The organism is Rosistilla oblonga, from assembly GCF_007751715.1.
GTDB lineage: Bacteria > Planctomycetota > Planctomycetia > Pirellulales > Pirellulaceae > Rosistilla > Rosistilla oblonga.
The window spans coordinates 2,204,257-2,230,530 of sequence record NZ_CP036292.1 but is presented as its reverse complement, the minus strand read 5'-3'; the positions used below and the strand labels follow the sequence as shown (position 1 = coordinate 2,230,530).

The window sequence follows — 26,274 nt, the reverse complement described above, 5'->3', positions numbered from 1 at the left end:
ATCATTCGTACTTCTGCGTCTCTTTTCCCGCTTTGTCGACGATCTTGGCATTCCCGTCGGCTCCCCCCAGAACAAACAGTGTCCCTTCGCGGTTGGAGGCCAACGCGTACAGATAGCCTTCGGCAACCTTGGCGTTTGTTTCGCGGCCGCCGTTGTCGGTGCGATAGACGCGGAAGTGGTTGTCGCCGCTGACAAAACCGACGCGGTCATCGCGTCCCACGTAGACCAATCGGGTCAGTTCGCCCGACAGTCCGCCGATCGTTCGCTTCGCCTGGCCCGTCGACACGTCCCAGATTTTGACGGTTGCATCGGCCGATGCGCTGGAGAGTTGTCGGTTGTTGACGTTCCAAGCGATCGAGTTGACGTGATGGGTGTGACCTTCGAGCGTCTTCAGTAACTTGCCTGTCTCGATATCCCACAGTTTGATCATTCGATCCGAACTGCTGGTCGCCAAGGTCTTGCCATCGGGAGAGAAGCGGGCGCACAGCACGGTGTCGGTATGCGGATTCTCAAACGTGCGAACCAGCGATCCGTCGGCGAGATTCCAGATCTGCACCTCGCCGCTTCGCGATGGTTCGCCGCCGCCAGTCACCAACCACTTGCCGGTCGGATCGATGTCGACGGTCAACACGCGGTCCGAAAACGGACTCTCGCCGGTCGGCGAACCGATCATCCGCTCTTGGCCCCACAGGTTCGCCGGCAATCGATAGGCTTTGACTTTTCCGTTGTCGCCGCGAATCAAGACGCTCTGCGATCCGGCGGCGACCATCTCGCCCCCCTTGTCCAACGCTGCGATCCAATCTCCCGCTGCGGTCCATAGATTCCACTGTCCCGACGCACTCGACTGAGTCACCAGGAACTTGCCGTCATTCAAAACGGCGAGTGCCTTGTCGGCGGCCAGCGATTGATCCTGAGCTCCCTTCGCCGCCTCGGACTGTTTCTTGCGTTCTTCCTGCTCGGCCTTCGCCTCCGCAACCAGTTTGGTTTGCGAAGCGACTTCTTCAGTCGACTCCGCGGCACGCTTGGCCGCTCGCGATTTGGACTCTTCGGACAGCGAGACCGCTGTCTCGGCCTTCTTCAAAGCCTCGGCTTTCGCCGCAGCATCCTTCTGAGCTTTGTCCGCGGCATCTGCAGCTTTCTTGACCGCAGCAGCCAGAGCGGCATCGTCGGGGATCGCCTTCAATTCCGCAGCCGCTGCGGTTTTGGCAGCCGCTTCGGCGGCGATCTTGGCCGCGATCGCAGCGACTTTGGCTTCTTGATCCGCTTTCTGCTTTGCAATCGCCGCCGCAGCAGCCTTCATTTCGTCGAGCTTCTTTTTCATCTCAGCCTCGACCGCCGCGATCTCCGCTTGCATCGCGGTCATCTTCGTCGCGACCTCGGCTGCAGCCGCTGCGACCGTCTCTTTTTCTTTAACCATCGCCGGCGCTGCGTCATCCAACTGCTTGATCTTCGCCGCCAAAGCGACACGCTTCTCCATCATCGCTTTCTGTTTGGCCTGCTCGGCTGCCAGAGCTGCCTTCGCCGCGTCGGCCGCTTTTTTCGTATCCTCAGCCGGCTTCTTGGCTTCATCGCGAGCCTTCGCCTTGGCCGCCACATCGGCTTCGGAATTCGTGAGGTTTGTTTTTTCCGCTGTCTCGTTGGTCTGCGCGGTCTTCAATTCCGCTTCCGTCGCGGCGACCAATCGCTCGCCAACCAAGACATCCCAATTGGCTTGAGCATACGCTTCAGCCTGGACCGGATCGAACTTCGGCGATTCCGCCAGCTTGCCCGACGCGATGTCAAACAGACCAAAGACTCCCGAATCGAGCGTCGTCCACAGCCCCGCGCCGTCGCGCGTTGGCGAAAGAAACTTCGCCGCCGCCGGCAATTGTTTCGTCTCTTTGATCTTTGTCTCCGCAGCATGCCACGCGGCGATCTTTCCCGCCGCGTCGACCGCCATCAGAACTGCCGCTCCTTCGCCCGGCACAACAAGATGCAATACCGGCTTGTCTCCCATCGATTCGTTGACCGGCTTGAACGATTCTCCCTCGGCAACCCAGAACGTCACGCCACCACTCTCGTCGCCGGTGACCAGACGGCCGTTGCGATCCCAGACGATCGAAGCGATCGGTTTTTCGGAGGTCAACGCGACAGCTTCCGCCGCGTCGGACTTCACGATTCGCAGTTCTTGCTGCCAAGCGATCGCAGCGGTCTTACCGTCGGCGGAGACCGCTGTGACAACCGCGGGAGCCGCATCGCCAGCAAACGCCTCGGGCAATGCGATCTTTTGAGTCCACTGCCACCCATCGGCTCCAATCGCAGCGACTTGCACGTCCCCCTGCTTGGTAAAGTTGGCAACGTGATTTCCAGTGCGATCGATCGCCAGCGACATGCTTGTTGCCGGATCGATGCTTGGCAACTCGATCGATTGCGGAGGGTTGAGGGTCCAGGTTTTAACGTTTCGGAAACCGGCCGAGACCAACCGATTGTCGACTGGCGAAAAGGCGAGATCTTGAACGAAATCGAGGTGCGGCGGCGTCGGCTTGCCCGCTTCGTCGACGCTCGACAATTCAGCGATCGGCGCCGACGAGCTTTTTCCAAACACGCGGATTTGATTTCCAAAGCTGGCTGCGGCCAGACGCCCGTCGCCCGACATCGTCGATGCGTAGACGGTACGCAGATGGGCGGGCAACGCCTGCCATTCGTATTTCACCATCCCCGGATTGGCGACGTCGACCTTGGCACCTTGATCGATCCAACGCTTCAGCAACGCCAACTCCATCGGACTCAGCGGCGCCGCGCCGACTTCGTTGTCTTCCGGCGGCATGATCGGTTCATCGATGTGAGCAGCTAGGACAAACAATCGACTGGTGTCCGACTTCCCCGCGACCAACAGCTCGTCGCTGTCGCTGGCCAACATCTTCTCGACCGATTCCAGATTCACACCGCTCTCGTCGCGACTGGCGTTATGGCAGGCGACGCAGTTCTTTTTTAAGACCGGATAGATGTCGGTGCTGTATTTGACCTCGCGGTCCTCGGGCAGATCAGCAACGGGCAGCTGTCCCAACGCGGTGAGCCCCGAAATGCATGGATAGGTCAAAACCAACGTGCAGATTGCACGAGCAAAGCGTCTGTTCATAGCGTTTGAGTGTGCTGAGGAAGCGAGGCGGGGAAGGGTGTGCCATCGATACGCGATCGATCGACAGGAAATATTCTAATCGACGACAACCGTCGGGTCTGCATTGTGGCACTGAAAAGTTATTGAGGCATTCGGATCGCCGTCGCGGCTGCGTCGCCGCCAATCCAAGCTGAGAAATCCCAGGGCAAGCGAGCCGTTGTCGCCGTCTATTGCGGCGCGGGCGATTCCGGAAAAAACATCGCGTCGACCGAGGCCTGCCCCTGTTCGGCATAAAACCGCGTCAAAAGCTGCTGCAGCTGGCGGTTGGATAACTTTCCAGCGGCCGCGTCGGCGAACCACTGCGGATGATCCGATCTCAGTTGCGCCAGGACCTCCGTCAACCGAGCAGCCTCTTCGGGCGCAGCTTTAGCTGGCACGCGTTGCCCGCTAACCAAAGTCATCGCATCGCTGAAAGCTTCCGACTGCTTGTCGGCGATCGCATCCAAATTCTCGACGATCGTCGCCACGCGTCCGGCAACGACCAGATCCATCGCGGGGCTGACGTCGTTGACTTGGGCGAGCGCCGCCCGAACCCAGCTGTAATCGCTGCTCAGTTCGGCCAATTGTTGCCGCAACCGCTGCGCCGATGTCTCGTGCATTTGGAACTTCCGTTCGGAAATCCTGCGGGCGAATTGATCGTAGACAGCTTCGCGGATCTGATTGTCGGGAGCGTACATCGGTGGCCGGGCGCCGACGATTTGCATATCGGGCGAAAACAGCGGGCCGCTGGGAGAGAGGAATTCAGTCATCGTCAGCCCCAGCGATTTCAAGTTCTCGCCGCAGCGGTCGTTGATCGGTCGTTCGACCAGCGGAAATAATTGCTCCCACGACACACCCGCCTCTTGAGCGCACAACGCCAAGAATCCAGCGCAATAGGTTCGCACGGCTTCGTCGGGGCGATCGACGATCCCGCGTTGCTCGTGAACCAACGCGGTATTAAAGGTCAGATCAAACTCGGACGTTCGACCGGCCAGTTTCGCCGCCACGCGTCCCATCGCCGCCGCCGACTTGGGATCGCGATGACGCAACACGATCCAGTGCAGACTGGTCGAGACAAATTCGTCGGCGGTATCGGCTTCGATTTTGGTGCCGGTTTCGGGAAGATCGACGATCACGATCCGGCGGACTCCCGCGTCGTCGGTCACTTCCGCCGCGATCCCAACGTGAGTGAACAAGCCCGGGGAAAGATCGGTGAAGCGATTGTAGGGCGATGGATTGCGTTGCAAGACCCAATCGCCGGCTTGAATTTCCACAGGCCCCCAACGGAACGTCGGGCCACTGACTCCCTTGTCGGCCAGGCGGGCGAGCCACGCCAGCAGGTCGATCCGCAGTTGGCGATCGTCGACCGAAAGCGTTTCAGTTGGCATCTGCTGGACCGCGTCCAACAACTCCGCCGGAGACAACCGATCGCTGTCGGTCAAAGAGGCTTGAGAAATCCCGATCGATCGCAGCGTGTTCAATAGATGCAGTTGCAGCCAATCGGGCGTGTGGGGCCAACGCAAAAATTGGTACAGCGACGCGGTGGCATCGATCTCGTGAGTCGATTGGATCAATCGAAGCAGCTGACGCCGCGTAGCATCATCAAACGGCCGAGCCCTGCTGCCCGGCGGCGGTTGAACCAACACAAATGCAATCGCCGGAGCGACGATGCCAACTCGATGACGCTCCGCCAAAGAGATCAGTCGCCCGACATCGGGACGCGACAAACGCCGCACCGTCTGACGAGTCTGTTCGCGCGTCGCGTAACGCAGGCGTCCAGAGAAATCGACCCAGGCGGAGATCGTCTTTAAGAAAGCCGCAGCCGCCGGACGAGCCTCGGGCGAATCAGCCGCAGCGCCGATCTGGCCACTCAACGTCCAGAGCGCATCGATGCGTTGCCGCGTCGCCGCGTTGAGTGCAAAGATCTGATCCGCTTTGGCTAGTAGCGACGCCGCATCGTCGTCGGCGTCGATCTCCACTGCATCCCACTGCGCCTCTAAGACCGAGGTCAATTGATTCTGCAGCGCCGCGGGATCGGACTGCGCAAGCGTCTGCCAATTCGCTGGCACCTCGGGCAGCACAATTTCGCGCGCCACAGTCGACTGGGCGGCCACGACGATGCCGAAGAACAAGCAGGCGAGAATTCGAAACGATCGACAGCCGAGGTGGATGGCAAGTGGAGAGATCATCAGCAGAGAGCAACAGCGGGGGTGGGATTACGAAGCAGAAAGCCTCATCTATGGTAATCCCCACCCGCCGCCGAATCTCGGTTCACGGCGTGAAACCGATACGCAAGAACAAGGTTTTGCCGATTAAGCGGCAAAACCACACCACCCCGTGGCGACGCTCCGCCGCCAACCCGCGGATTAACGTCGCTTTGACGCGGCAATCAATCGCCCAATTCAAAGGCAAACTCATTGGCTTGCCCATCGACGACGCTCCGCTTCAAGCCCGACTTCGTCGCGTCGGCGTATTTCTCGGGCAAGATTGCTTTCTGAAGCTTCGCCAAATTGTTGGATCCCGCAGCAGCCATCATCTGGTTGTAGTCGGCGCCCGGATTGCTGGCATCCATATCGCCACCGATTTTCGATTCCATCTTGGCGATCGTCACCGTGTAGTCTCCCGGCAAGGCTCCATCGCTCGTCGAGAATGTCGTCAGCTGGAACGCACCTTGCGAATCGGTAGTTCCGCTAGCCGACCGTCCTCCCCCGTCGCCGGCCAGAAAGGTTATCGAGGCTCCATCGACTGGCTTCCCCTGATAAGAAACACTTCCCGAAACAGGCACGGGGGGCGGAAAACCGTTCCCGCGGCTACAACCTGCCAGCGTAATGACACCCATTGCAATGAATGCAAATACATTCGAATTAGTCATGATCTGAAAATACCTAGAGAACGAAAAGGCGAAGAGTTTGAATATCTGCGACCGCCCGCTGGCCCTTCCAAACACGCGGCTTGGAAGGGCCACGGTGTGATCGCAACGGTAGCGGCAAGCTTAAGGAACCCGCACCGATTGGCCATCGTTTCGCGAACCTAGCTGTTGATAGGTTGCGTAGTCGATCGTTTCGGGCAGAAAGCGAACCGATCCATCGCATAATGCGAACTGGGCACCACCGGGATGCTGCGACTTAAACGCTTGCGATGTCTGCCAGACGCGGTAGTCGTTGCAGTTCGATGCGTTGTTGGGAACCTGTTGCCAACCACAGGTGTTGAAGTTGATCGGTCCAGTCGTCGCGGTCCACAACGAATTGGTGCTGTACCATCCACTGCGGTGATGGTCGCCACAACTAGGAATGATCTCACCAAACAAAATGGTGTTAGCAGTACCGTCGGTTATGTCAGCAAACCTCGCCGCCCAACTGAACCGCGAAAAGACTCCCGAGATGTTGGCCTGGGTATTTGTCGATCCATGCCCTGTCGTCCCACTGCCGTACATGTTGCCTCCCAACACAGCTGGGTTCCCGCCAGCATCGGGATAGATGTTGCAACCGAACTGACCGGGCATAACTTGGTTGCCCATGTTCTTCCCGTAGTTATAAAACTGATGGGCTCCAGAGAGTGTGTTGCCTGTGGTGCCGTCGGAAGGGCAGGTGTAGACGCCCATCCTTGTGCCGCTAGTGCCGTTGTATCCCAAGGCATCCAACTGAGCGTGGATGTCGCCGACAAAGTCCAGTTGATCGTAGAGCGGTGCCTGCTCCACGAAGGGGAGGATCTTGACGAGGACCGATCCCTTGCGGTGCGCTCCACCGGACCAAGCTGCCGCGACCGGCGTGTTGGCAGGATCTTCATGCCGTGTCCCGATCGGGAACTGCTCCCGATTCGAATCAGCATAGTTGTGGACCGCCAATCCCAACTGCTTCAAGTTGTTGCCACATTGCATTCTGCGGGCAGCTTCCCGAGCCGCCTGGACCGCCGGCAAAAGCAGCCCCACCAAAATGCCGATGATCGCGATCACCACCAGTAGTTCCACTAACGTGAAACCGACGCGTTTCTTAGAAAACATGAAAAGACTCCTGCGACCTGAAACCAAAGAACAGAATTGCTACACTACACCATATGGTGCGGCGTCCCGACCACCCTAAGCTACCGATTCCGGTTTGCCCATTCAACTATTTTGTGGGAAACCGGGGCCATCGGCTGAGCGGGACGCGAAAGATCTCAATTCGATTTCAAAGGACCCCCGCAACATGAACGCAAGCTGTGAACAAAGTTCGGCCACTCGGGGCAGTTCCGCCGTGGCACGGTGGTCGATCGCCGCCCTCCTGTCCGCCGCAGTCGCCTGGACGCTGGTCAACTTCACTCCGATTCAATTTCGTTTGCCCCCGGAACTGCGATCGGTCGACATGTACAGCCCCCCCGAGCTGCAAGCACGACAGAAAGAGCTGGTACCGATCACTCTCTGGCGAACCTGCATCGCCGAACTGACCTTTGCCGGGTTGAGCCTTGGCGGGGTTTCAACACTATTGATCGCCGGGGCCGGCACGCGAAGCCGCCTGCGATTTGTCGCCGTCGGAATCTTCACAGGCCTCGCGTTTGGGTTCTTAGCTGGCCAGATCGGCTGGACACTTCGAGCCGCTTTGGCGACCGGATCTCTTTCGACGCTCAGCAGCGATCCGATCGTGCGTGAAACGTTACTCTATTTTGTCGTCAGCCTGACGCTCGGTTGTCCGCTGGCGATCGCGTATTACCTCGCTTCGGGAAAGCGGGCGGGACAAGGAGCGATCGCTGTCCTTTTGGCCTGTGGGCTGGCGGGAGCAATCGTGCCGATCGCGGCAGCACCATTCCCCAACATGCTCACGCACCACTTCCCTCCCGAAGGCCTTGGACTGTCGGGAATCTGGTTTGGCTTGATCGGTTGCCTAGCCAGCCTGCTTCCCAACGCGATTGGTGCCAAGGCGAAAGACGTTAGTCTCGCTACCGCCGCCGAATCGACCTCCCAGCCTGCCGGCGAAGTCTAGTGCAACAGATCCACTTCGACGCGAAACGACTGTGGCTGTTCTTAGGCTTGGCGCTGGCGGCGTGCTGCAGCGGATGTAACCGCGGCGAGACGTTCACCGCTCCAACCACCACGCCGCCGGTCGCGTTACCAACCTCCGCTGAAAACGCCTCGCCCACAACTGACGATCTACCGTTTCAGAACGTCACCGAGCAAACGGGGATCGATTTTCAGTTTCACAGCGGGCGTGATGCTGGGGAGTTTGCAATCCTCGAATCGCTTGGCGGTGGCGTGGCGGTCTTCGATTTAGAACTCGACGGCAACATGGATTTAATGTTTGCCGGGGGAGGCGGTTTGCAAAACCAAACGGTCACCGCAGCGGCCTGCCGACTCTACCGCAACACCGGCGATTTGCGATTCGTCGACATCACGTCCCAAGCCGGCGCACCGGCTGATCGCTTCTACAACCACGGTCTGTTTCCCGCTGATTTCGACAACGATGGTTTCTCCGATCTCGTGGTCAGCGGATATGGCGGGCTGCAGTTCTACCGAAACCAGGGAGATGGCACGCTGCAGGAACAACGGGATGTTGGCGATCTGCCAGACGTCACCTGGGCGACCAGCATCGCCTGCGGCGACTTCAACGGCGATGGAATCCTCGACCTCTATATCCCGCAGTACGTTTCCTGGTCTTGGGACGAACATCCCCAATGCTTTGCGAACTCCCAGGGCGACCGTGAGGTCTGCGCACCAAAGGACTTTCGTGGGCTCGACGACATGTTGTGGCTAGGCGATGGGACCGGGCGGTTTCGCGACGCAACAAAAACATCGGGTTTGATCCCCGGCGGCAAGGGGCTCGGCGCGGTGGCGGCCGATCTCGATTTTGATGGCGATACCGATATCTACGTCGCCAACGACACGACGGATAACTTTTTGTACATGAACGATGGGCAAGGCGTTTTGTCCGAATCCGCGATCATCGCCGGCGTCTCGGGCGACGACGTAGGAGTCAACACGGGCAGCATGGGGATCACCACTGTCGACAGCGATAACGATGGTCGATTGGATTTGTGGGTCACCAACTTTGAGCGCGAACTCTTCGCGCTCTATCGCAACGATGGCTCCGCAGCATTTACGCATGTCAGCCGTCCCGCGGGGCTTGCCGTGTTGGGTGGACTGTATGTTGGGTTCGGCACCGTCGCGATCGACTTCGATTTCGATTCCGACCAAGATCTGGTCGTCGCCAATGGCCACGTCTCCTACCGTTCACAGCACTCCAGCTTTCCGCAGGAAGCTTTGCTGCTGGAGAACCGCGGCGACGGGACGTATCAACGGGTCGCAGCGGGAGGCTATTTTGAAGAGTCGCATGTGGGCCGAGGTTTGGCGTATGGCGATTTGGACAACGATGGAGCGATGGAGCTGATCTTCTGCAACGCGGACGAACCGATCGCAATCCTGAAAGCAGATCGTCCCGAAGCAGACAACTTTGCAGTGATTCGACTGATCGGAACCCAATCAAACCGCGACGCCATCGGTGCGACGATCCAGTGGAACGGCGGCGGCAAGCGTGGCGCGCTGTCGCGTTCCGGCGGCGGCAGCTACCTTTCGCAAAGCGATCCACGGATCCTGATGACAGTCCCTCCCGATGCTGTCGATATCGACGTCAGTGTCAGATGGTCTTCGGGGCACACCGAAACCTTTCCTTTTCCGCAAGACTCGAGACACGTGACATGGATCGAAGGAACCGGCAACCCGCTTGCCCAACGCCCCTAACCGCCCCACGATTCTCAAGCCTGAGTCTTGTGTTGGTGTTGGTCGCCATCGCTTCGGCGGTCTTGACGGGCTGCAGCCCAGATCCCACTGCGGCAACGAATCCGCAGCGGCCTGAATCGAGTTCCGGTTCTTCGCAACCATCGGTTTCGCAGACGCAGCAAACGGATGACGATTTGTCCAAAGAGACGGTGGAAGTGTCGCAGCGGACGCGTATCGAGAGTCAATCGCCGATCGATTCGATGCGGGAAGGAAAACAGTATCGAGCCGCACTGAACGCGATCGACAGCGGCAATCTCGACTTCGCCAAGTCCCAGCAACGGCAACTGAAGGACCATCCCACTTACGCCGTGCTGAGCGATGCGATCGAAGCTGCGATACTGGCCAACCGAGGCGACTACGATGCGGCGATGCAGATCGCAGAACAGATCTCTAGAGTCCCGATCATGCAGAGCGAATCCTATATGATCGCCGCCGATGTGTTTCGCGGGCAGGGACGATGGGGCGATGCGATCGGTTGCCTGCAACAAGCGATCACCATCAATCCAGGACTCGCTCGCGCCCATCGCTGGTTGGGCATCCTGCACTATGATCTGGGAGCGATGCGTCAGGCGACCCAACATCTACGAATCGCCGCCGACGCCGACCTTACCGACTTCGGTGTGCTGCGACTGTCGGCGCGGATCCATGGCGAGTACCAGAACTATCCCGAGGCGATCGTCGATGCGAGGATGGCTTTGCAACGCAATCCACCGCCACCGATCGAGACCGAATTGCGGCTGCGGCTCGCCGATTCCCTGCGGCAACTGAGGAAGTGTGACGAAGCGATCGAAGCGATCGCCGACTGTCCTGAATCGGCGGAGGTTTGGGCCTGCCGCGCCCAGTGCTGGGAAACCGCGGGAGATTCCGATAGCGCGGTCGATGCCTGCAAGCGAGCCCTACAGGTCGATCCGGACAACCGAATCGCTAACCTTGTATATGGACGGGTGCTGGCGGCGCAGCGCGAGCCCGAAACTGCGATCCAGCATTTGGAACGCGCCCTCGCACAAGAGCCTTCCGATCACGAAGCGATGTTCTTGTTGGGGCGGGCGATGATCATGGGCAAACGCGGCGAAGAGGGGAAAACGCTGATCGAGCGTTCGACGCAGATCAAAGAACGCTTTCTCAAAATCGCGGATCTGCACCTGCAAGCACTTGAAAATCCACAAGATGTCCAGGTTCGAATCGAGTTGGCTGAATTGACGTTCGAGTCAGAAAAACCGCAAATTGCTGCGATGTGGTACCGGGCTGTGCTGGGGATTGAGCCCAATAATCCGACCGCGACCCGCGCGTTGCAGACGCTGTCGGACAACTAATCTTTCGCCTCCGCCTTACGCAAGGCTATAATATCCAGGGTCAGGGCAATTAATTGTTTGTGCTTAGGCGAATTAGCCGGCACGCGCTGACGTCCGGTTCCCTCGGCCAACCGGGCACCAGCGCATGCCGGCTGATACCTCAAATTGAAACGCTGCTTCATCCTGTATACAGGGTTCAGTCGGGGTGAGATCGTCGGCCTCGAAGACCACTTAAATGGAGACAATCCCACGATGCGTAGTTTAATCATGATGGCGGTTTTGGTCGCGACGACGGCGGTTGCCGCTCGAGCCGATGAACCTCAAAGCAGCAGCGAATCTGCGGGGCAGCCCGCGGCTGGCGAGATGAAGATCGCGACCTTTGGCGCCGGATGCTTCTGGTGCGTCGAAGCGGTCTTCCAACGACTCGAAGGAGTCGAGAAGATCGTCTCGGGCTACATGGGCGGCAAGGTTCCCAACCCGACCTATAAGATGATCTGCACCGGCCGCACCGGCCACGCCGAGGTCTGCCAGATCACCTACGACCCAGCCAAGGTCAGCTTCGACACCTTGTTAGAAGTCTTTTGGAAAACGCACGACCCGACGACTCGCAACCGTCAAGGCAACGATGTCGGCACGCAATATCGCAGCGTGATCTTCTATCACAACGACGAACAGAAAGAGCTTGCCACAAACTACAAGCACAAACTGAACAAAGCGAACGCCTTCCCCGGCGGACCGGCGGTCACCGAGATCAGCGAAGCGGAGATCTTTTATCCCGCTGAAGACTATCACCAAAACTACTTCAACAAGAATCCTGGCCAAGGCTATTGCCAGTTTGTCGTCGCCCCGAAGGTGAAGAAGTTCCAAGCGATCTTCGGCGACAAAGCGAAAAAAGAATAGCCTGATAACGCCAGCAGGTCTTCGAAGCCGGGCGGTTGCGTTGGCAGCCGCCCAATCGCCCGATGACCTATCTCGCATCGGCGACATCACGCCGCCTCAGCCGCTAATACAGCGGCTGTTTTTTTGCGGCGATTGCTTTCCCTGCGGCTGAAAGATCAGTAGCCGAGGCCCGGGCCGTTGAGCAGCCCGGTTTCGACGGTGCCGTCGGTGATCTCGAACATTCCAGGGAACTTCTTTTCCCAGCCTTCGTTTCCAGCAGGGCAGTACTGGCGTCCGTTTCCTTCGATCGCAGCCACGGTTGGGATGTGAGCGGCAAGCGATGCGGAATGCAAGAAGTTGGCACCGATGCAGGTGAGATCCTGGACACACAGGAACAGCTTGTAGTGCTGCGCCGCGGCTCCCATCAGCAACGCTTCGGCGTGCCCCTTGCAGGCTTTCAGCGCGATACCGCTGTAGCCCAACTCGCGCGACAGGTGCAGACTTTCCAGATCGACCAACGATTCATCGATCACGACGGGCAACATCTTCGTCACCTCGTGCATCGTGTTTTCGGGGAAGCGTGCCAGATCGCGATGCGTCGGTTGTTCGACGTATTGAATCCGTCCGTTGGCATCGTCGCTGACCTTGGCAACGCCTTGCAGCATGTCGATCACATACTGCTGGTTTGCACAGCGTTCGTTGAAATCGAGCGAGAACCGCCAATCGGTCGTCGCCCCGCGGGAACTCTCGCTGGCGACGCGACTGACGCGAGCGACGCGGTCGATATCCCAGTCCAAATCGTCGCCAGCCAGCTTGATTTTCAGATGAGTCAATCCATCGGCTTCGATCCAAGCGGCAAGGGTTTCGGGATGCCCATCGCCGACCGGTTGGTCGACGTCGGCGTCGGTCAACGGATCCAAGGCCCCGACCAGATGGTAGATCGGCATGCTCGATTGCGGCTGCGGGCTGACAAATTCATCCAGGTAGTGCCCGGCGAAGTCATTCCCTAGATAAGGCTGCAGATCCGAACCGACGTAATCTTTCCCAAGCAACCGATAGCTGCTGGTTCCCAACGCCTTGCCTTGAGCGTCGAACAACGCAGCTTCCAACGGGCTGGCGGCCAACAGGCACGCCAACTGCGGCATCGCTTCTTCCAAACCTGCCTCTTGCGTCACCTCAGCGGCGATCGGCCGCAACAGTTTCGCCAGCGTGTGACAGATCTCCAACGGATGCCCTTCGACCTTGGCTTCCATCGCTGCGGCGGCGTGGCGTTGGGCGAGCGTTTCGATAGCGGCCAACGTTTGATCGGACGAAACGACTTGGCTTGGCCAGGACCAAGCATTTCCCATCGTCATCGAACCGAGGCCCTCGGCGCGGCGGCCGCTTTTGGTTTCCACGGTGCAGCGAACCTCTAACACATCGACCCCCGACACCACGCGGCCGCCGAACTTCATCGGCGTGCGATAGGGATGTTTAGTGATGTTGGTTTGCAGGTCGCAGATTCGAATATTGGAAAGCATGAGCGGGCAGCGGGGGATGGAGAGAGGAAAGCGTACGTTCGGGAATTAGCCCTGAACGATAGAATTGGTCAGTGTGCCGATACCAGCGATCGAGATTCGGACCACATCGCCAGCAGCCAACGTAAAGTCGCTGCCGGGAACGATCCCGGTACCGGTCATTAGAAACGCCCCATTGGGGAAGCTGTTGTCGCGGCCCAACCAACCGGCCAGATCTTCGAAACCGCGTGCCATCTGGGCGGCATCGGTCGATTGTTCAAACACGACGTCGCCGCCGCGTTCAATCTTCAGATCGATCGTCATCTGTTCGCGTGGCGGCATGTCGCTGCTCAACGTGATCCACGGCCCTAGACCGGCACATTGGTCATAGACTTTGGCTTGTGGAAGGTACAGCGGATTTTCGCCTTCGATATCGCGAGAGCTCATGTCGTTGCCGATCGTATAACCGACGATCTGCATCCGACTGTTCAGCACCAGCGTCACCTCGGGCTCCGGAACGTTCCAAGTCGCGTCGGTGCGGATCCGCAATTCCTGGCCGTCGCCACGCACGCGGTGCGGCGTCGCTTTGAGGAACAACTCGGGACGATCGGCGACATAGACGCGGTCATAACACGACGCAGCGGCTTCGGATTCTTCCATCCGCGCCGTTTGGCTACGCTTGTAAGTAACGCCCGCCGCCCAAACTTCCTGACGGTCGATCGGTGGCAGCAATTGCACGCTGTCCAACGCATGCGGGTCGCGTTTGGGCAGATAATCGACAGCCGCGGGAATGTCTTTGGCGTCCAACAGATCCGACAACGCTTCGAATTTGCCAGCCGAAAGATCGAGTGCTTGAATCGAATCGCCCTCGACAATGCCTGCCGCGACGAGCCCGTTGGGTTGCTTGAATTTTGCGAGTTTCATGAGCGTAAGGATAGCACTTGGGGGTTGTGATTGGGAGACGGGGACAACTGGCAATCGAGTGTTTCGACAGCCGCGGCGGATCGCAGCGAGAGCTGTACGACGCCTACGAATCCGATTTTAACGCCGCCGGAATCGCGTCGGCGGGCAAGCTTTGACGAACGATCACATCGATGATCGTGGGGAAATAAAGGATCGCGGTATAATGATTCGCCGGAACGATCACGTGATGTTCGTCGGACAGTTTCGCCGCTTTGGCCAGCGCCTGGGCATTGGCGAACGGTACCACGCGGTCCTCCGATCCGGTGAACATCCAAGTCCGATCGGGAACCAATCGATGAGCGATTCGCAGCGGTTCGACTTGCTGGACCAACTCGCGCAGTTTCTCGCCGGTGTAGCCCGCGTCGGCTAACCGCTGACGCATCTTGGCCGCATCTTTTTCGCCGTTGATCAACAGGCCGTGGAAATCGCCTCCGGCCAAGGTGATATAGACCTTATCGAAACCGCTATCGAGACTGCCGGCCAGCGCCGCAACAAAACCGCCCAGACTTGTCCCTTGCAGGCCGATATGATCGGCGTCGACATCGGGCAGGACAGCGATCGCGTCGCGGCCGCGGCGGACATCGACGACCGCCTGCCGCATCACCTTGACGATCTCTTGATTCTCGGGACGGATCGATCGATCGCGGCGATCGCCATAGTGGGGCAAGTGGATCAAAAAAGCGTGCACGCCATACAGCGAAAGCGTCTTGGCAACCAAGCGGCCGACCGTCATTCCCGATCCCGATTCGTGCGCCACCAAAACCGCAGGACGATGCAGCGTGGCTCCGTCGGGATCCTTGGCAACATACCATTTCATCGTCACCACATCGTTGATCGGATTTCCGGTATCCAAAGGCGACGCAAATCGGACAGTCCGCGGCGTGGCATCGTCGTCGCTCGTTTCGACAGTGACCTCGAAGCTGGACGGCTGCCAGGCGAATCCCTTCAGACAATCCGCGGCATCGAGGCTGGGATCGTCCAACGCGCTCAACGAATCGCGGGCGGTATAAGTTTTGGAAGCGTCGGTCTCCTGAGCGACTGCCCAAGTCGCCGTCAGTGCCACCCCAAACATGATCGCGATACGAACCGGTACAAGCATCTTTACCTTCTCCCGCAGTAATGTTTCAGCGCAATCGAACAAGCGATTCGTTCGCGCTGCACAAGCCTAGCGTCGAGCGGGGTCGGCTGCCAGCGGTTGAGCCACGTGCAGATCGTGCAAGCTTCGATTGGAATCGTTTAACAAGGCTTGCAGTTTAACCGAAGCGTGGGGTTCGTTGTTGAGTTCTTTTCCAGGAGCACTCCCCCAGACGATTTGTTTTCCGCTCTTCAGAACCAGGTTCAACAACTGCGGTCTCTCGTCGTGCGGCGGACGCTGTGTGATCGTGATCGCTTCGATCCCAAGCGTTTCGCGGTGCGGGCACAACAGCAACGCCAACAACGCCGCATCGGCTACCTTGGTGTCACCAAATTTCGATCCGACACCGCTGATCGGATAGGTGTCGCGCTGCACGATGATGTGGATGTAATTGAGCGTGTCGGCGCGGGAAAAATCATCGGTCGGCAGCAGCACGCTGTGACCGTCGACAGGAAAAAACGACATCCCATCGACCTCCGGATGCCGGCTGACGACTTTGACCATCGCGACCGGGCGGCGGTAGGCGACGTGCACGTCGACGTTGCCGGTGGATGTCTTCTGGACACGACGCACGCTGTCGATCCAGGGACTTGTGGCAAACGCGTTGGCGATCTGCGCCGTCGCTTGCGGATCCAGCAGCGATATCTTCGTCAAATCGGTAGCTCGAAAAACCGATTCGATCACGTTGGATCGAATATACGAAGGCAGCGGAGAGATCTGCACCTTTTCGATTTGCAACGAGTTGTAGTTGCGGTTGATCTGGTCGGCACCCCAGCGATGCCACGCCAAGTAGCCGCCGGTTACCAACAGCACCGGCCACAGAAACGCAAGCGCAGCGGGTGCCTTGATCATTCCACCGATGGCGCCACCGAGGGACGAACGGCCAGAATCCGAAGCGGTCGACTTCACTTGTTTATGCTTCTTTCCGCCCATCCGCCATTTCCGTGCGCACTGAGATCGATGATCGCCAACGCTACCAGATTTTCAGATTCATTTGCAAGTCGATCCCGGTCTGCAAAGAAACCTTGTCGCGAACAATATCGATCAACGCTAGCACGTCGTCGCTGCTAGCACCGTCGCTAGCAACAAGGTATTTGGGTCGCAGCGGATCCAAGCTGACCGCGCCTTGGCGGATTCCCTTCAACCCGGCCTGTTCGATCAAATCCGAAGCCGTAGCGCCGTCGGGATCGATGAAGGGCGTGATCACTCGCGGCTCGTCGCGCGGCCGTTCGCTGCGTCGCACGATCCACAGCTTCTGCATGCGCTTTGTAAGTTCGATGGGGTCGCCCGCTTCCAATTGAAAGCTAGCCGACAACACGATCGAATCGCCCAGATCGCTGTGGCGATACGAAAACTGCAATTCGTCGCGATTGCGAGTGCTGATCTCGCCGGCCAGCGATAGCAATTCGACCGATTCGGTGCACTGCCCGATATCGCTGCCACCGGCGCTGGCGTTCCCCTGCAAAGCTCCACCCACGGTTCCGGGAATGCCGATCAAGTGCCCCATTCCGGCAAGGCCTTTACCGACGGCCATCGTGACCACGTGCGACAACCGCGCTCCGCCGCCGGCTGTCAATTGAGTCTCCTCGACGCGGATCTCTCCCAGCGAAGCTGCCGAGAGGGACAACACGAGCCCCGAGAACCCCGATTCGCGAACCAAGAGATTCGATCCGCCGCCGAGCACTCGGATAGGGATTTCCGCCGCGTGCGCCGCCTGAACCAAATCGATCAGTTCCTCGCGCGATGTCGGCTCCGCGAAATAGCGGGCTGGTCCACCGATCCGCAGCCAGGTGTAGGGGGCCAACGGTTCGTCGTTGCAAATCAGATGCTGCAGGTGTTCAGGAAAACTCATCGATTATTTTCTGCCAATCACAAGAGAAACCACGCTGGGAAAGCTGCTAATGTCGCACATCTAGCCCCGTTTCGACAAGCCGAGACGGCAGCAAAAGCGAGCAATCCGCCCCCGCGAGTGCCACAAAGGGAGCTGCCGATTTGAAACCCTCGCCCCTCGATCCGCTGCGGTCTGTATACGGACGCCACGACAAAAAGAGGTCCGGCCGGTAGAATGAAAGCGGTCCCACCGTTGGCTACTGTCAAATCCAACTTCTCCCAACCCAGCTACGCTCACTTTATAATGATCGGCATGGATATTCTCGCAAACTCGATCGGCATCGTCGCACAATCCGCAGAAGTCGCTAGCGAAGCGGGATCGGGCTCGCACGTCGCCGTGATCGTCGGCATCACTTTGGCTGCCTTTCTGTTGGTCTGCCTGGGGATGGCGGTCGGCGTGATGTTTGGCCGGCGACCGATCAGCGGCAGTTGTGGCGGGCTGGGGAACGTCACCAACGAATCGGGCGAGAAGAGTTGTGCGTTGTGCCAAAACCCGAGCGAAGCGTGCAAAGAGCTTCGCAATCGGATGACTCCCGCCGAGGAAGCTTCGGAGCACGAAGCGGCGACTTAACGCATCATCGCCGGTTCTTCTTGGCCATCGGGAACCAGCGGTATCGCTATCTCAAGTGGTGCATCTTCGGGGCCGATCGAATCGGACAAGGTCACGCTGACCGGTTCGACAGCGCTTCTTGGATAGGGGACGCTGGCGACGCGGTCCCGCGAATCGATCTCTTTGGCGTGTTCCATCAAGATCCGGCGGACTTCCAAAATCGCCGCCGGTTTGGTGTGAATCTCGGTGTGCTGGGCTTCGACAAAGATCTGCGAAACGGCATCGGGCAGTTCGGCGCTCTCGCGCTCCACGACGCCATCGCTGTCCGTCTTGATTCGGCCGATCAGGCTTTTGCTGGAGACCAATCCGACAACGTTGTGATACTTCACCGGCGACTTCTTCTGGGCTCGCATCATCACCGGGAAGATCGGCGAATCGGGAGCCAATGAATCGATCGAGGTGTTGGTCGTCAGCAATTGGGTGTCGCGGAAGTAATCGGGATTGTCGCGGATCAATCGCGTGCTGATGTTGGTCAAGAAGGCGGGCAGTTTGATGAACCGCCGCCCCAGCCACTGTGTTGTACTGTTGGAATAATCGCTCCCATGGTGCGGCGTTCCGATCGTGATCACGCGGCTGACCGACGGGTTGGGACGGAAGAAGAGCGTGCTCGCCAAGCGAGCCTGATCCTCGTCGCTGGCATTTAATTCGTCGATCGATTTCTCGCTGACGATCTTCCAGAAATCGTTGCCGCTATCGAGCGTCTGCAGCCGGCTGACCAGCCCGCCCATGCTGTGCCCGACCAGCACCATTTGCTCCATCGTATTGGCATCGTGGCCGTGATAATGCTGGTCGATCGTCTCCTGCAGATCCTTCATGTCCTTCCGCATCTGCACGGCGCTGATCCAAAACGGCTGCCCTGTCGGATACAGATAAAACCAGAATTGGTAGCGTTCTCGGACCTCGGGAAAGCTGCGCAAATCGTTGAACATGTCCATCCACGTCATCGGGCTCGACCACAGTCCATGCACCATCGTCACCGGAATCCGCTTGGGATCGTAGGCTTCCAGCATGAACAGCCCCTGTTTGTTCTGGACCTTGGTCGGTTTCAGCAGTCCCAGGGTGGCGATGTCTTTATCGTGGAACTGTTTGTTGTCCAGGAAGTAGGCCAACGGCGTCGTGATGTCGGTTTCCAGCGGAATCGTTCGGCCGGCAAACTCGGTGCGAGACCGCCGCATCGGGTTGTAGAAAACCAGTTCGCACTGCGGTGCCGGCTTGCCATCGGGCCCCAGTTCTCCGTTCCAACTGCACTGCAGCAGCGCCGTGCAGGCAAAGCTGAGCATGTCGGGATAATACTTTTCCATCGGTGCGGCGTTGTTCGCCTGCTTCCGAATCGCGATCAGTGGGACGCCCAAACCGTACGTGGTGTGGCGGTTGTTGAGCGTTTTGATCTCGTAATCGCTAGCGAATTCAAAGTGATCGAACTCGGCAAAGTCCTGCTTGTCCCAATGGTCGTCCAGCCGCGTCTTGATCGTGAAATGCTTGTCACCCGAACTCAACTGATACGTCTTCCCCGGCTGCAATTGGCCATCGGCATGCAACAACCGCAGCGTATCTTCGAGAGCTTGGTTGTAGAGATCGCAGGCGCCGCGGAACTGGGGATCGTAGGGATTGCGATTGTCGGCGACCGTCGGTGAAAACAGATAGGCATAACTGCTAGCAAGCGCTCGCTGGAAGTAGTGCAACGCCTCGACAGCTTGCCCGTCGTGCTGGGCCTGCTGCCCTTGGATATACGCCAATTCGGCAACCGCATACAAACGCTCGCTCTCTTGCGATTGTTCGTCTTGGGTGCACAGCGACAGCAACGCCGCGTTGGGATTTTTTTTGTATTCGTCGGTCAGATCGTAGCGTTCCAGCAATTGGCTGGTTCGCTGCGATTCGTGGGGCCCGCGATTGGAGACGAGCGCCAGCGAAGCGGTCAGCGGATTCTCGCGCGTGTTCCGTTTTTGGATATAGCTAGTCGTGGCACAACCGGGCAGCCACAGTAAGCAGAGCGCAGCGACCAGCCCGATCGCAAGCTTGCGATTCAAATCGGTCGAAACTACCCTGACTTCTCGCCGCATCCGTGGGCCTTTGATCCTTCCGCAGGAAAACTGCGGCGACACTAGAAAATTATCCCCCTCCGTGTCAACGCGACTCGCAAAAACGCAGCCGGCTCAGCTGGTCGAAAGTCTAGGTCGCGTAGGGATTGGTTTTGATGCCGTTGGGTTGCAGTGCCGATCCGCCGGTCGATGCGTTTTGCACCGGGGCGACTTCCGAACCGAACTGCCGCGCCCAAGACGAGATCGCTTTGGCGTCGCGGTAGCCGGTGAACTGCCCCAGCGGTTTGCCGTCGCGGAAGATCACGGTGTGCGGAATCCCGGAGACCTTGAATTTGCTAGCCAGTGCGCGGTTGCGGTCGATGTTGATCTTGACCACGTCGACGTTCCCGGTGACATGCTCCAGTTCCTCATCGATCATCCGGCAGGGACCACACCACGGAGCTCCAAACTTCACCAGGACCAAGCCCGGGCCTTCGATCTGTTTTTCAAAAGCTGCATCGGAATAGCCGCCGGTGATTCCCGCCAATCCATCGCTGGAGTAGTGGCTGTAACCGTAATAGACGATGATCGCAAGCAGCCCGATGCCCATGATCTTATTCATAATCAAAACCTTTGGTGGAGGTGAATGGTTGTGTTAATCGGTTTTCGGGTACTCAAACTTCGTTGGTTGCTGGCATCCAGGCGGCGGAATCATTCGATTCGATCGGCAGGGCTGGCGACGCGGATTCGACTTCTGCGGCGGCGACCTCTTCCTGATCGACTTCAAATTCGTAGACGAATCCTTCGCGATCGTTCCAGTCGACGACGACTCGGGCGACCGGTTGGCCTTCGACATTGCGAGACAGCAGTTCGGCCGATAGCTCCGGCAAAATGTTCTGCTCGATCACCTGGTCGACCTTCCGCGCCCCGGTGTCGACCGAAACGCATTGCTTGGCCAACTGCAGGATCAAGCCGTCGGTGAAGACAAGTTCCGCCTTGTGGTGTTCGAGCGTCCGCTGAACGACTTTGTTCAGCTTCAGCGTGGCGATCCGCTGCAAAACGTCTGTTTCCAACGGGAAATAGGGGAGCACGGTGATCCGGCCCAAGAAGGCTGGCTTAAACGTTTTCAACAGCTCTTCGTGCAACGCATCTTTCAATTCCGCCAGGCTCGGTTGGTGCCCGTCGCTGCACATCTGAGCGATCAAATCGGTGCCGGCATTGGTCGTCATGATCACAACGCTGTTCTTGAAATCGATGTCGCGGCCTTGGCCATCTTTCATCTGTCCCTTGTCGAAGACCTGGTAGAAGACATCTTGCACGCCGGGGTGCGCCTTCTCCAGTTCGTCCAACAGGATCACCGAGTAGGGTTTGCGGCGGACCGCTTCGGTCAGCACGCCCCCTTCGCCGTAGCCGACGTATCCGGGAGGCGAACCCATCAGCAGCGAAACCTTATGCTCTTCCTTGAACTCCGACATGTTGATCGTGGTCAGTTGTTGCGTGCCGCCGTACAGCGTGTCGGCCAACGCCAAAGCGGTTTCGGTTTTTCCGACGCCCGAGGTTCCAGCCAGCATGAAGACGCCGATCGGTTTGTTCGGGTCGCCCAATCCGGCTCGCGAGGTGCGGATGTGACGAGCGATCTCGTCCAGTGCGTGCGATTGGCCGACGACCGATTCTTCCAGCCGCTGCTTCAGATTCAGTACCGCCGTGGTTTGATCGGTGCTCATCCGTCCCAGTGGAATGCCGGTCCAAGCGGAGATCGTGCTGGCGACCGATTGCGAATCGACGTCGACGTACATCAGCGGTTCCTCTCCTTGGGTGTCGTCGAGGTCGGCTTCCAATCGCGTCAGTTCCGCTTGCAATTCGGTCAACGACATCGCAGCCAGCGGCGACGATGCATCGTCCGATTCGTTTTTGGCAACGCGATCGTCCGGCTTAGCCAACGTGTCGGTTGTCTCGACGTTTTTGCGATGGATCTGGTCTTTGATCTGCAAGATCTCTTTGACCGCAAACTTCTCTTGATGCCAGCGGGCTTCGAGCTCCGCCAGTTCGGCTTCGCTCTGTTCCAGTCGACTGTTCATCTCGGACAGTTGATCACCGTGGTCGGCACCCCAACTTTGTTCGTCTCGCAACCGGTCGCTGCGTCGACGGATCCGTTCGCATTGAGCACGGGCGTCTTCGATCGCGCCGGGTGTACTGTTTTGGCTGATCGCGATCCGCGCACATGCGGTGTCCAGAACGCTGACCGCTTTGTCGGGCAACTGGCGACCGGTGATGTATCGACTGCTGAGCGTGACCGCCGAATCGATCGCATCGTCCAGGATTCGCACGCCGTGATGCTGTTCCAACTTGTTCGCCACGCCACGCAACATCGCCTTGGCCACTTCCAACGAAGGCTCTTCGACCTTGACGACTTGGAAACGCCGCGTCAGCGCCGCGTCTTGCTCAAAATACTTTTTGTACTCCGACCAAGTTGTCGCCGCAATCGTTCGCAATTCACCACGGGCGAGGGCTGGTTTCAGCAGGTTCGCAGCGTCGCCGCCGCCCGCTTGAGCCCCAGCACCGATCAGCGTGTGGGCTTCGTCGATCATCAAGATGATCGGCGTCGGGCTGGCTTGGATTTCGTTGAGGATCGATTTCAATCGATTCTCGAATTCCCCTTTGACTCCCGCCCCCGCTTCCAACTGTCCCAGATCCAACGAGCGAATCGTGATGTTCTGCAACGCTTCGGGAACGTCGCCGGTGACAACTTTTAATGCAAAGCCTTCGACGACGGCGGTTTTGCCGACGCCTGGTTCTCCCGTCAGGATCGGGTTGTTCTGCCGGCGACGCAGCAGGATGTCCATCAATTGGCGGATCTCGGCATCGCGTCCCAGCACCGGGTCGATCTTGCCATCGCGGGCTTGCTGCGTGACGTCGGCGGTGTAGCGATCCAGGCTTGGCGTTTTGCTGGGAGCACCGTCGGCGTTTGCGGGGGCCGAATCGTTTCCGGACTGCATAAACGATGTTGGCAGCGACGCCCGAGCTTCAACGCTTCCGGTGGTCACCACGGGCAACGCGTCGGTGATCGCATCGGCTGAAATTCCGTCGAGCAACCGGACCAGAGGAGCCCCGATTTCGAAGTGCAGCGGGTCGCGAACGATCGCCGCCAACAGATGCCCCGATCGAACTTGTGGGGCGGCGTATTGAACCGACGCCAACATCCAAGCCGCTTTGATCAATTCGACCGTGGTGTTGCTGAGTGCCGGGGCGCGGCCGTTGCCGGTCCGCATCTTGTCGAGCACCCCTTCGGCGACCGATTGAAAGCGAGCGATATCGATGTCGAAGTGACGCAGCAGCAGCGGCAGGTCGCCATCGGCTTCGTCCAACAGTTTCAGCAACCAGTGTTCGATCTCGACGTGGAAATGGGTCCGCGACAAACACAACCCGGCAGCGGATTCGAGGCAACGGCGAGTGGGATCGTTCAGTTTGTTGACTAGCGATTTGAGTTGCAGCGATGCCATAGTGGATACCGTCTCGTAGAAGGAAGAGTGACGTGAGTGGATGTGAATTAATAGGGGAATTCGCTCGGCGACAAGCGATTAGTTTGCCGCGTGCCAGCCCAACAGATAGGTCAGCACCGCACATGTGGTGATCGCGACACTGGCGTAGATCGCCGCCGCGGCTCGGCGTTGCCAACGGTCGCGTTGGCGACGCTGTGGCAACCATTGAACTTCGTTTTGAATGTCCAGGATCTGCGGCATCACGCCTTCGGCAAAAGCGTGTTTGGTCGCTCCGGCGGCTCCCGTGGCGGCGACAAAACAACCGCGAAGTCGGACGTTGCCGGCGGTTGCTGCGATCGATCGACGCAGCAGACGCGACATGCCATCGCGGCGCTGACGCATCGTGTCGACAACACGATGGATGGCGTGGTTTCCCTGACGCAAGATCCGATCCTGGGCGGCGTCTTGCAGATTGCGAGCCATCAACCGGTAGGCCAACGGTGGGAACAGTTCGTCGCAGATCCAACGGACCGCTCGATCGACGCTCGCTGGCCCGGCATCGGGTTCGCTGGCGGGCGGAGCGGGTAGGATCGCGCCAAGGCGACGATGACGCTGCGTTTCGGGGAACCGATCCAACAACGCCTGGCCTCCGTCGCAGAGTTCCAGATCGCAGAAGATCACCTGGGCCGAGACCGACGACTGCGTGGCCGCAGCGATCGTGTTCAAGTCGCGTTCGATCCGCATCCCAACGTGGTCAGCGGTTTCGATGCAGTCGGCAGCGTCCAGCGGCAGCATCAGAACGACGCCATTGATCGGGCAGAACGGTTGGCGAACTTCAGCGATCTCGCGGCACAATCCATCCAGTCGTTCCAGCAATTCCAACGCCTCGGATTGCTCCAATCGCATCATCGGCAACTTGGCGGTCCGCGGTTGTAGGATCGTCACTGGTTTGGCGGACCGATCGGTGTCATCGGCTGTCAACGTTTCGATGTGGTCGAAGGCTTCGTTCATCCGATCGACCGGCATGCCGTCGGCAGAAGCGGGTCTCGAAAGGGTCGCTGTGGCGGCTTGGGTTCCGGTTTCGGAAGCTGCACCAAACGACGGTTCCGCCGCGCCGTATGCGCTGGCGGCGAAAGTGGGCGATTGCGAGGTGGCGGTGGCTGCTTCGCTGGATTGCCAAACGTGAGCAGGTTCGCGAGGGATGCTTGGTGCGCCGTCGCTGCCCATCGTCTCCAGTAACTTTTGACGCGATGCGGCGGCGCGGCGGGTGAAGTTTCCGGTCAACGAGGCTTCACGACAGCAGACGTAGATCGCGTCGCGATTGCCACAAACTTGGATCGGTTGATCGGATTCTTCCGCACTCGGCAGGACGACGAGATCGGTGTGACTGGCGGAGAAAAAGTCGCGGACGCCACCGGCGGGACTGCCGAGAACCAGATACAGCGGCGTGCGGGAGACATCGATTCCAGCGGCGGTGAAGCGATGCAAACTGTCTTGCCAGGCGGAATGGATTCCGCCCCCCAATGGCTTTTCGGCCGGCATCCGCAGCGTGTGGGCGACAAACCAAGCGGACCAAGCGATCGCGTACAACAAACATGCGACCAACGGCAGCCAGGTCAGGCGAACCATCGGCAGCGACGATCGGACCAGCGTGTCCAACTGCAACGCGTATTGAACGTATCCCAGCGCGGCGATGCCCACGAGGGCGGCGACCACGTGAATCGCGATCACACCCCAGCGCTGCCAGCGGTCGTTGGCATGGCGAAGGGCAACGATCGGTGCAAACGCACACACCGCGATCCGCGCGATCTGGCTGAGCAAGTTTTTGAGAAGTGCGATCATTATATGTAGAGCTGGGTTGGCGTAGGAATGGAGCGGGACAGTGCGATTACCGGTTCCAAGCCGTGACGGCCAGGTAGGACATCAGAGGCAATAGGACGACGGCGGCGGTCCAGCCGACATAACTGGCCCGTTGCAATGCCGCGGCGCCGGTCAACGGCGGTGCGTCGGTGGCGGGAGCGAGATCATTCGCGAAGGGAAGCTTCAGTTCGGGAACGATTCCCAACCCGAGTCGGGTTTGATGCATCCAGGCGGCCAGTTGTTCGGGATTGTTGCGGTGTTGGCCGGTGAAACCGAGGCTGACACAGAGATAAAAGACAGCCAGGTCTTCGCTGCGGCCGAGCGTCTCGGCCAGCTGAGCTTGCCGCCAGAACATCCAAGCTCGATCGTTGCTGCCGAACAGTTCGCCTTCGATCTTGTTTTCGTTCCAGATCCGACCGGCGGTGGCATCGTCGGTCATCATCTCATCGATCCAACAGGCCAACGGATAACCGAGGCCCAGGTAGTCGCTGCTGGTACTGTGTCCGGCGGCGAGTTCCGCGTTGTGAATCCGCGACAGCAACTCTTTAAGTTCGCTGCGGCCGCTGGCGAAGCGTTCGGTCTGTCCGGCGGCCAACGCATCGCGCAGCTGCCATGTTAAAGAGAGAACCGGATCGACAAGTTGGGCGGTTTCAGGACGCATGGTTTTTAGATTTTTGTCAACGGTTTCAGAAGCGGGTTCCGTGCTTCGAAAGCTAGGTCACGACCGCGGTGAAAGGTGTGAAGTGACAAGGAATTTGCGGCAAAAGCACA

General features: G+C 58.9%; 19 protein-coding genes. 5 read left to right on the top strand and 14 right to left on the bottom strand.

What is annotated here, in order from left to right:
- Position 1: 1 nt before the first annotated feature.
- The 4 genes from CA51_RS07920 to CA51_RS07905 form a co-directional block, all read right to left on the bottom strand.
- Positions 2-3,118, bottom strand: a complete 3,117-nt coding sequence (locus CA51_RS07920; protein ID WP_145119401.1) for a WD40 domain-containing protein — start codon at positions 3,116-3,118, stop codon at positions 2-4.
- Positions 3,119-3,324: 206 nt separating this feature from the next.
- Complete coding sequence (locus CA51_RS07915; protein ID WP_145119399.1) at positions 3,325-5,325, bottom strand: hypothetical protein; 2,001 nt, start codon at positions 5,323-5,325, stop codon at positions 3,325-3,327.
- A gap of 200 nt (positions 5,326-5,525) precedes the next feature.
- Entirely contained in the window at positions 5,526-5,921 is a 396-nt protein-coding gene (locus CA51_RS07910; RefSeq protein ID WP_231746056.1) for a carboxypeptidase-like regulatory domain-containing protein, read from the bottom strand.
- 207 nt (positions 5,922-6,128) lie between these two features.
- Positions 6,129-7,136: a DUF1559 domain-containing protein gene (locus CA51_RS07905; RefSeq protein WP_145119395.1), complete on the bottom strand. Its 1,008-nt coding sequence runs from the start codon at positions 7,134-7,136 to the stop codon at positions 6,129-6,131.
- A gap of 184 nt (positions 7,137-7,320) precedes the next feature.
- On the opposite strand from CA51_RS07905, the gene CA51_RS07900 reads away from it, so the two are divergent.
- The 4 genes from CA51_RS07900 to msrA all read left to right on the top strand — a co-directional run bounded on the left by CA51_RS07900 (position 7,321) and on the right by msrA (position 12,073).
- Entirely contained in the window at positions 7,321-8,091 is a 771-nt protein-coding gene (locus CA51_RS07900; RefSeq protein WP_197451676.1) for a hypothetical protein, read from the top strand.
- Positions 8,091-9,842 (top strand): CRTAC1 family protein, encoded by a 1,752-nt coding sequence (locus tag CA51_RS07895; RefSeq protein WP_145119391.1) that lies wholly within the window; start codon positions 8,091-8,093, stop codon positions 9,840-9,842. Before CA51_RS07900 ends, CA51_RS07895 begins: the two co-directional genes overlap by 1 nt.
- A 29-nt stretch (positions 9,843-9,871) precedes the next feature.
- Positions 9,872-11,194 (top strand): tetratricopeptide repeat protein, encoded by a 1,323-nt coding sequence (locus CA51_RS07890; RefSeq protein ID WP_197451675.1) that lies wholly within the window; start codon positions 9,872-9,874, stop codon positions 11,192-11,194.
- A gap of 231 nt (positions 11,195-11,425) precedes the next feature.
- The gene (gene msrA / locus CA51_RS07885; protein ID WP_231746055.1) at positions 11,426-12,073 is read left to right on the top strand and encodes a peptide-methionine (S)-S-oxide reductase MsrA; all 648 of its coding nucleotides are present in this window, start codon (positions 11,426-11,428) and stop codon (positions 12,071-12,073) included.
- Between the two features lie 155 nt (positions 12,074-12,228).
- Here msrA and CA51_RS07880 read toward each other — a convergent pair whose 3' ends face one another.
- The 5 genes from CA51_RS07880 to murB form a co-directional block, all read right to left on the bottom strand.
- Positions 12,229-13,572, bottom strand: coding sequence for a mandelate racemase/muconate lactonizing enzyme family protein (locus CA51_RS07880; protein ID WP_145119388.1), 1,344 nt, complete (start codon positions 13,570-13,572; stop codon positions 12,229-12,231).
- A gap of 45 nt (positions 13,573-13,617) precedes the next feature.
- A complete protein-coding gene (locus CA51_RS07875; RefSeq protein ID WP_145119386.1) occupies positions 13,618-14,472 on the bottom strand; it encodes a fumarylacetoacetate hydrolase family protein in 855 nt (284 codons plus the stop codon).
- A 103-nt stretch (positions 14,473-14,575) separates the two neighbouring features.
- Entirely contained in the window at positions 14,576-15,610 is a 1,035-nt protein-coding gene (locus tag CA51_RS07870) for a dienelactone hydrolase family protein (protein WP_145119384.1), read from the bottom strand.
- Between the two features lie 66 nt (positions 15,611-15,676).
- On the bottom strand, positions 15,677-16,498 hold the full coding sequence (locus CA51_RS07865) for a cell division protein FtsQ/DivIB (protein ID WP_145119382.1): 822 nt from the start codon (positions 16,496-16,498) through the stop codon (positions 15,677-15,679).
- Between the two features lie 121 nt (positions 16,499-16,619).
- Positions 16,620-17,498 carry a UDP-N-acetylmuramate dehydrogenase gene (gene murB / locus CA51_RS07860; protein WP_145119380.1) on the bottom strand — a complete coding sequence of 293 codons (879 nt, stop codon included), beginning with the start codon at positions 17,496-17,498 and terminating at the stop codon, positions 16,620-16,622.
- Positions 17,499-17,789: 291 nt separating this feature from the next.
- Between murB and nqrM the strand changes: the two genes are divergently transcribed.
- On the top strand, positions 17,790-18,107 hold the full coding sequence (gene nqrM / locus CA51_RS07855; RefSeq protein WP_145119378.1) for a (Na+)-NQR maturation NqrM: 318 nt from the start codon (positions 17,790-17,792) through the stop codon (positions 18,105-18,107).
- Here the strand turns inward: nqrM and CA51_RS07850 are convergent.
- The 5 genes from CA51_RS07850 to CA51_RS07830 form a co-directional block, all read right to left on the bottom strand.
- Positions 18,104-20,173: an esterase/lipase family protein gene (locus tag CA51_RS07850; RefSeq protein WP_145119376.1), complete on the bottom strand. Its 2,070-nt coding sequence runs from the start codon at positions 20,171-20,173 to the stop codon at positions 18,104-18,106. The two genes, nqrM and CA51_RS07850, sit on opposite strands and share 4 nt — an antisense overlap.
- Positions 20,174-20,315: 142 nt before the next feature.
- On the bottom strand, positions 20,316-20,786 hold the full coding sequence (locus CA51_RS07845) for a thioredoxin family protein (protein ID WP_145119374.1): 471 nt from the start codon (positions 20,784-20,786) through the stop codon (positions 20,316-20,318).
- Between the two features lie 52 nt (positions 20,787-20,838).
- A complete protein-coding gene (gene tssH, locus CA51_RS07840) occupies positions 20,839-23,664 on the bottom strand; it encodes a type VI secretion system ATPase TssH (RefSeq protein WP_145119372.1) in 2,826 nt (941 codons plus the stop codon).
- A 78-nt stretch (positions 23,665-23,742) separates the two neighbouring features.
- Entirely contained in the window at positions 23,743-25,485 is a 1,743-nt protein-coding gene (locus tag CA51_RS07835; protein ID WP_145119370.1) for a type VI secretion protein IcmF/TssM N-terminal domain-containing protein, read from the bottom strand.
- A 46-nt stretch (positions 25,486-25,531) separates the two neighbouring features.
- Positions 25,532-26,164: a DotU family type IV/VI secretion system protein gene (locus CA51_RS07830; RefSeq protein ID WP_145119369.1), complete on the bottom strand. Its 633-nt coding sequence runs from the start codon at positions 26,162-26,164 to the stop codon at positions 25,532-25,534.
- Positions 26,165-26,274: the final 110 nt, after the last annotated feature.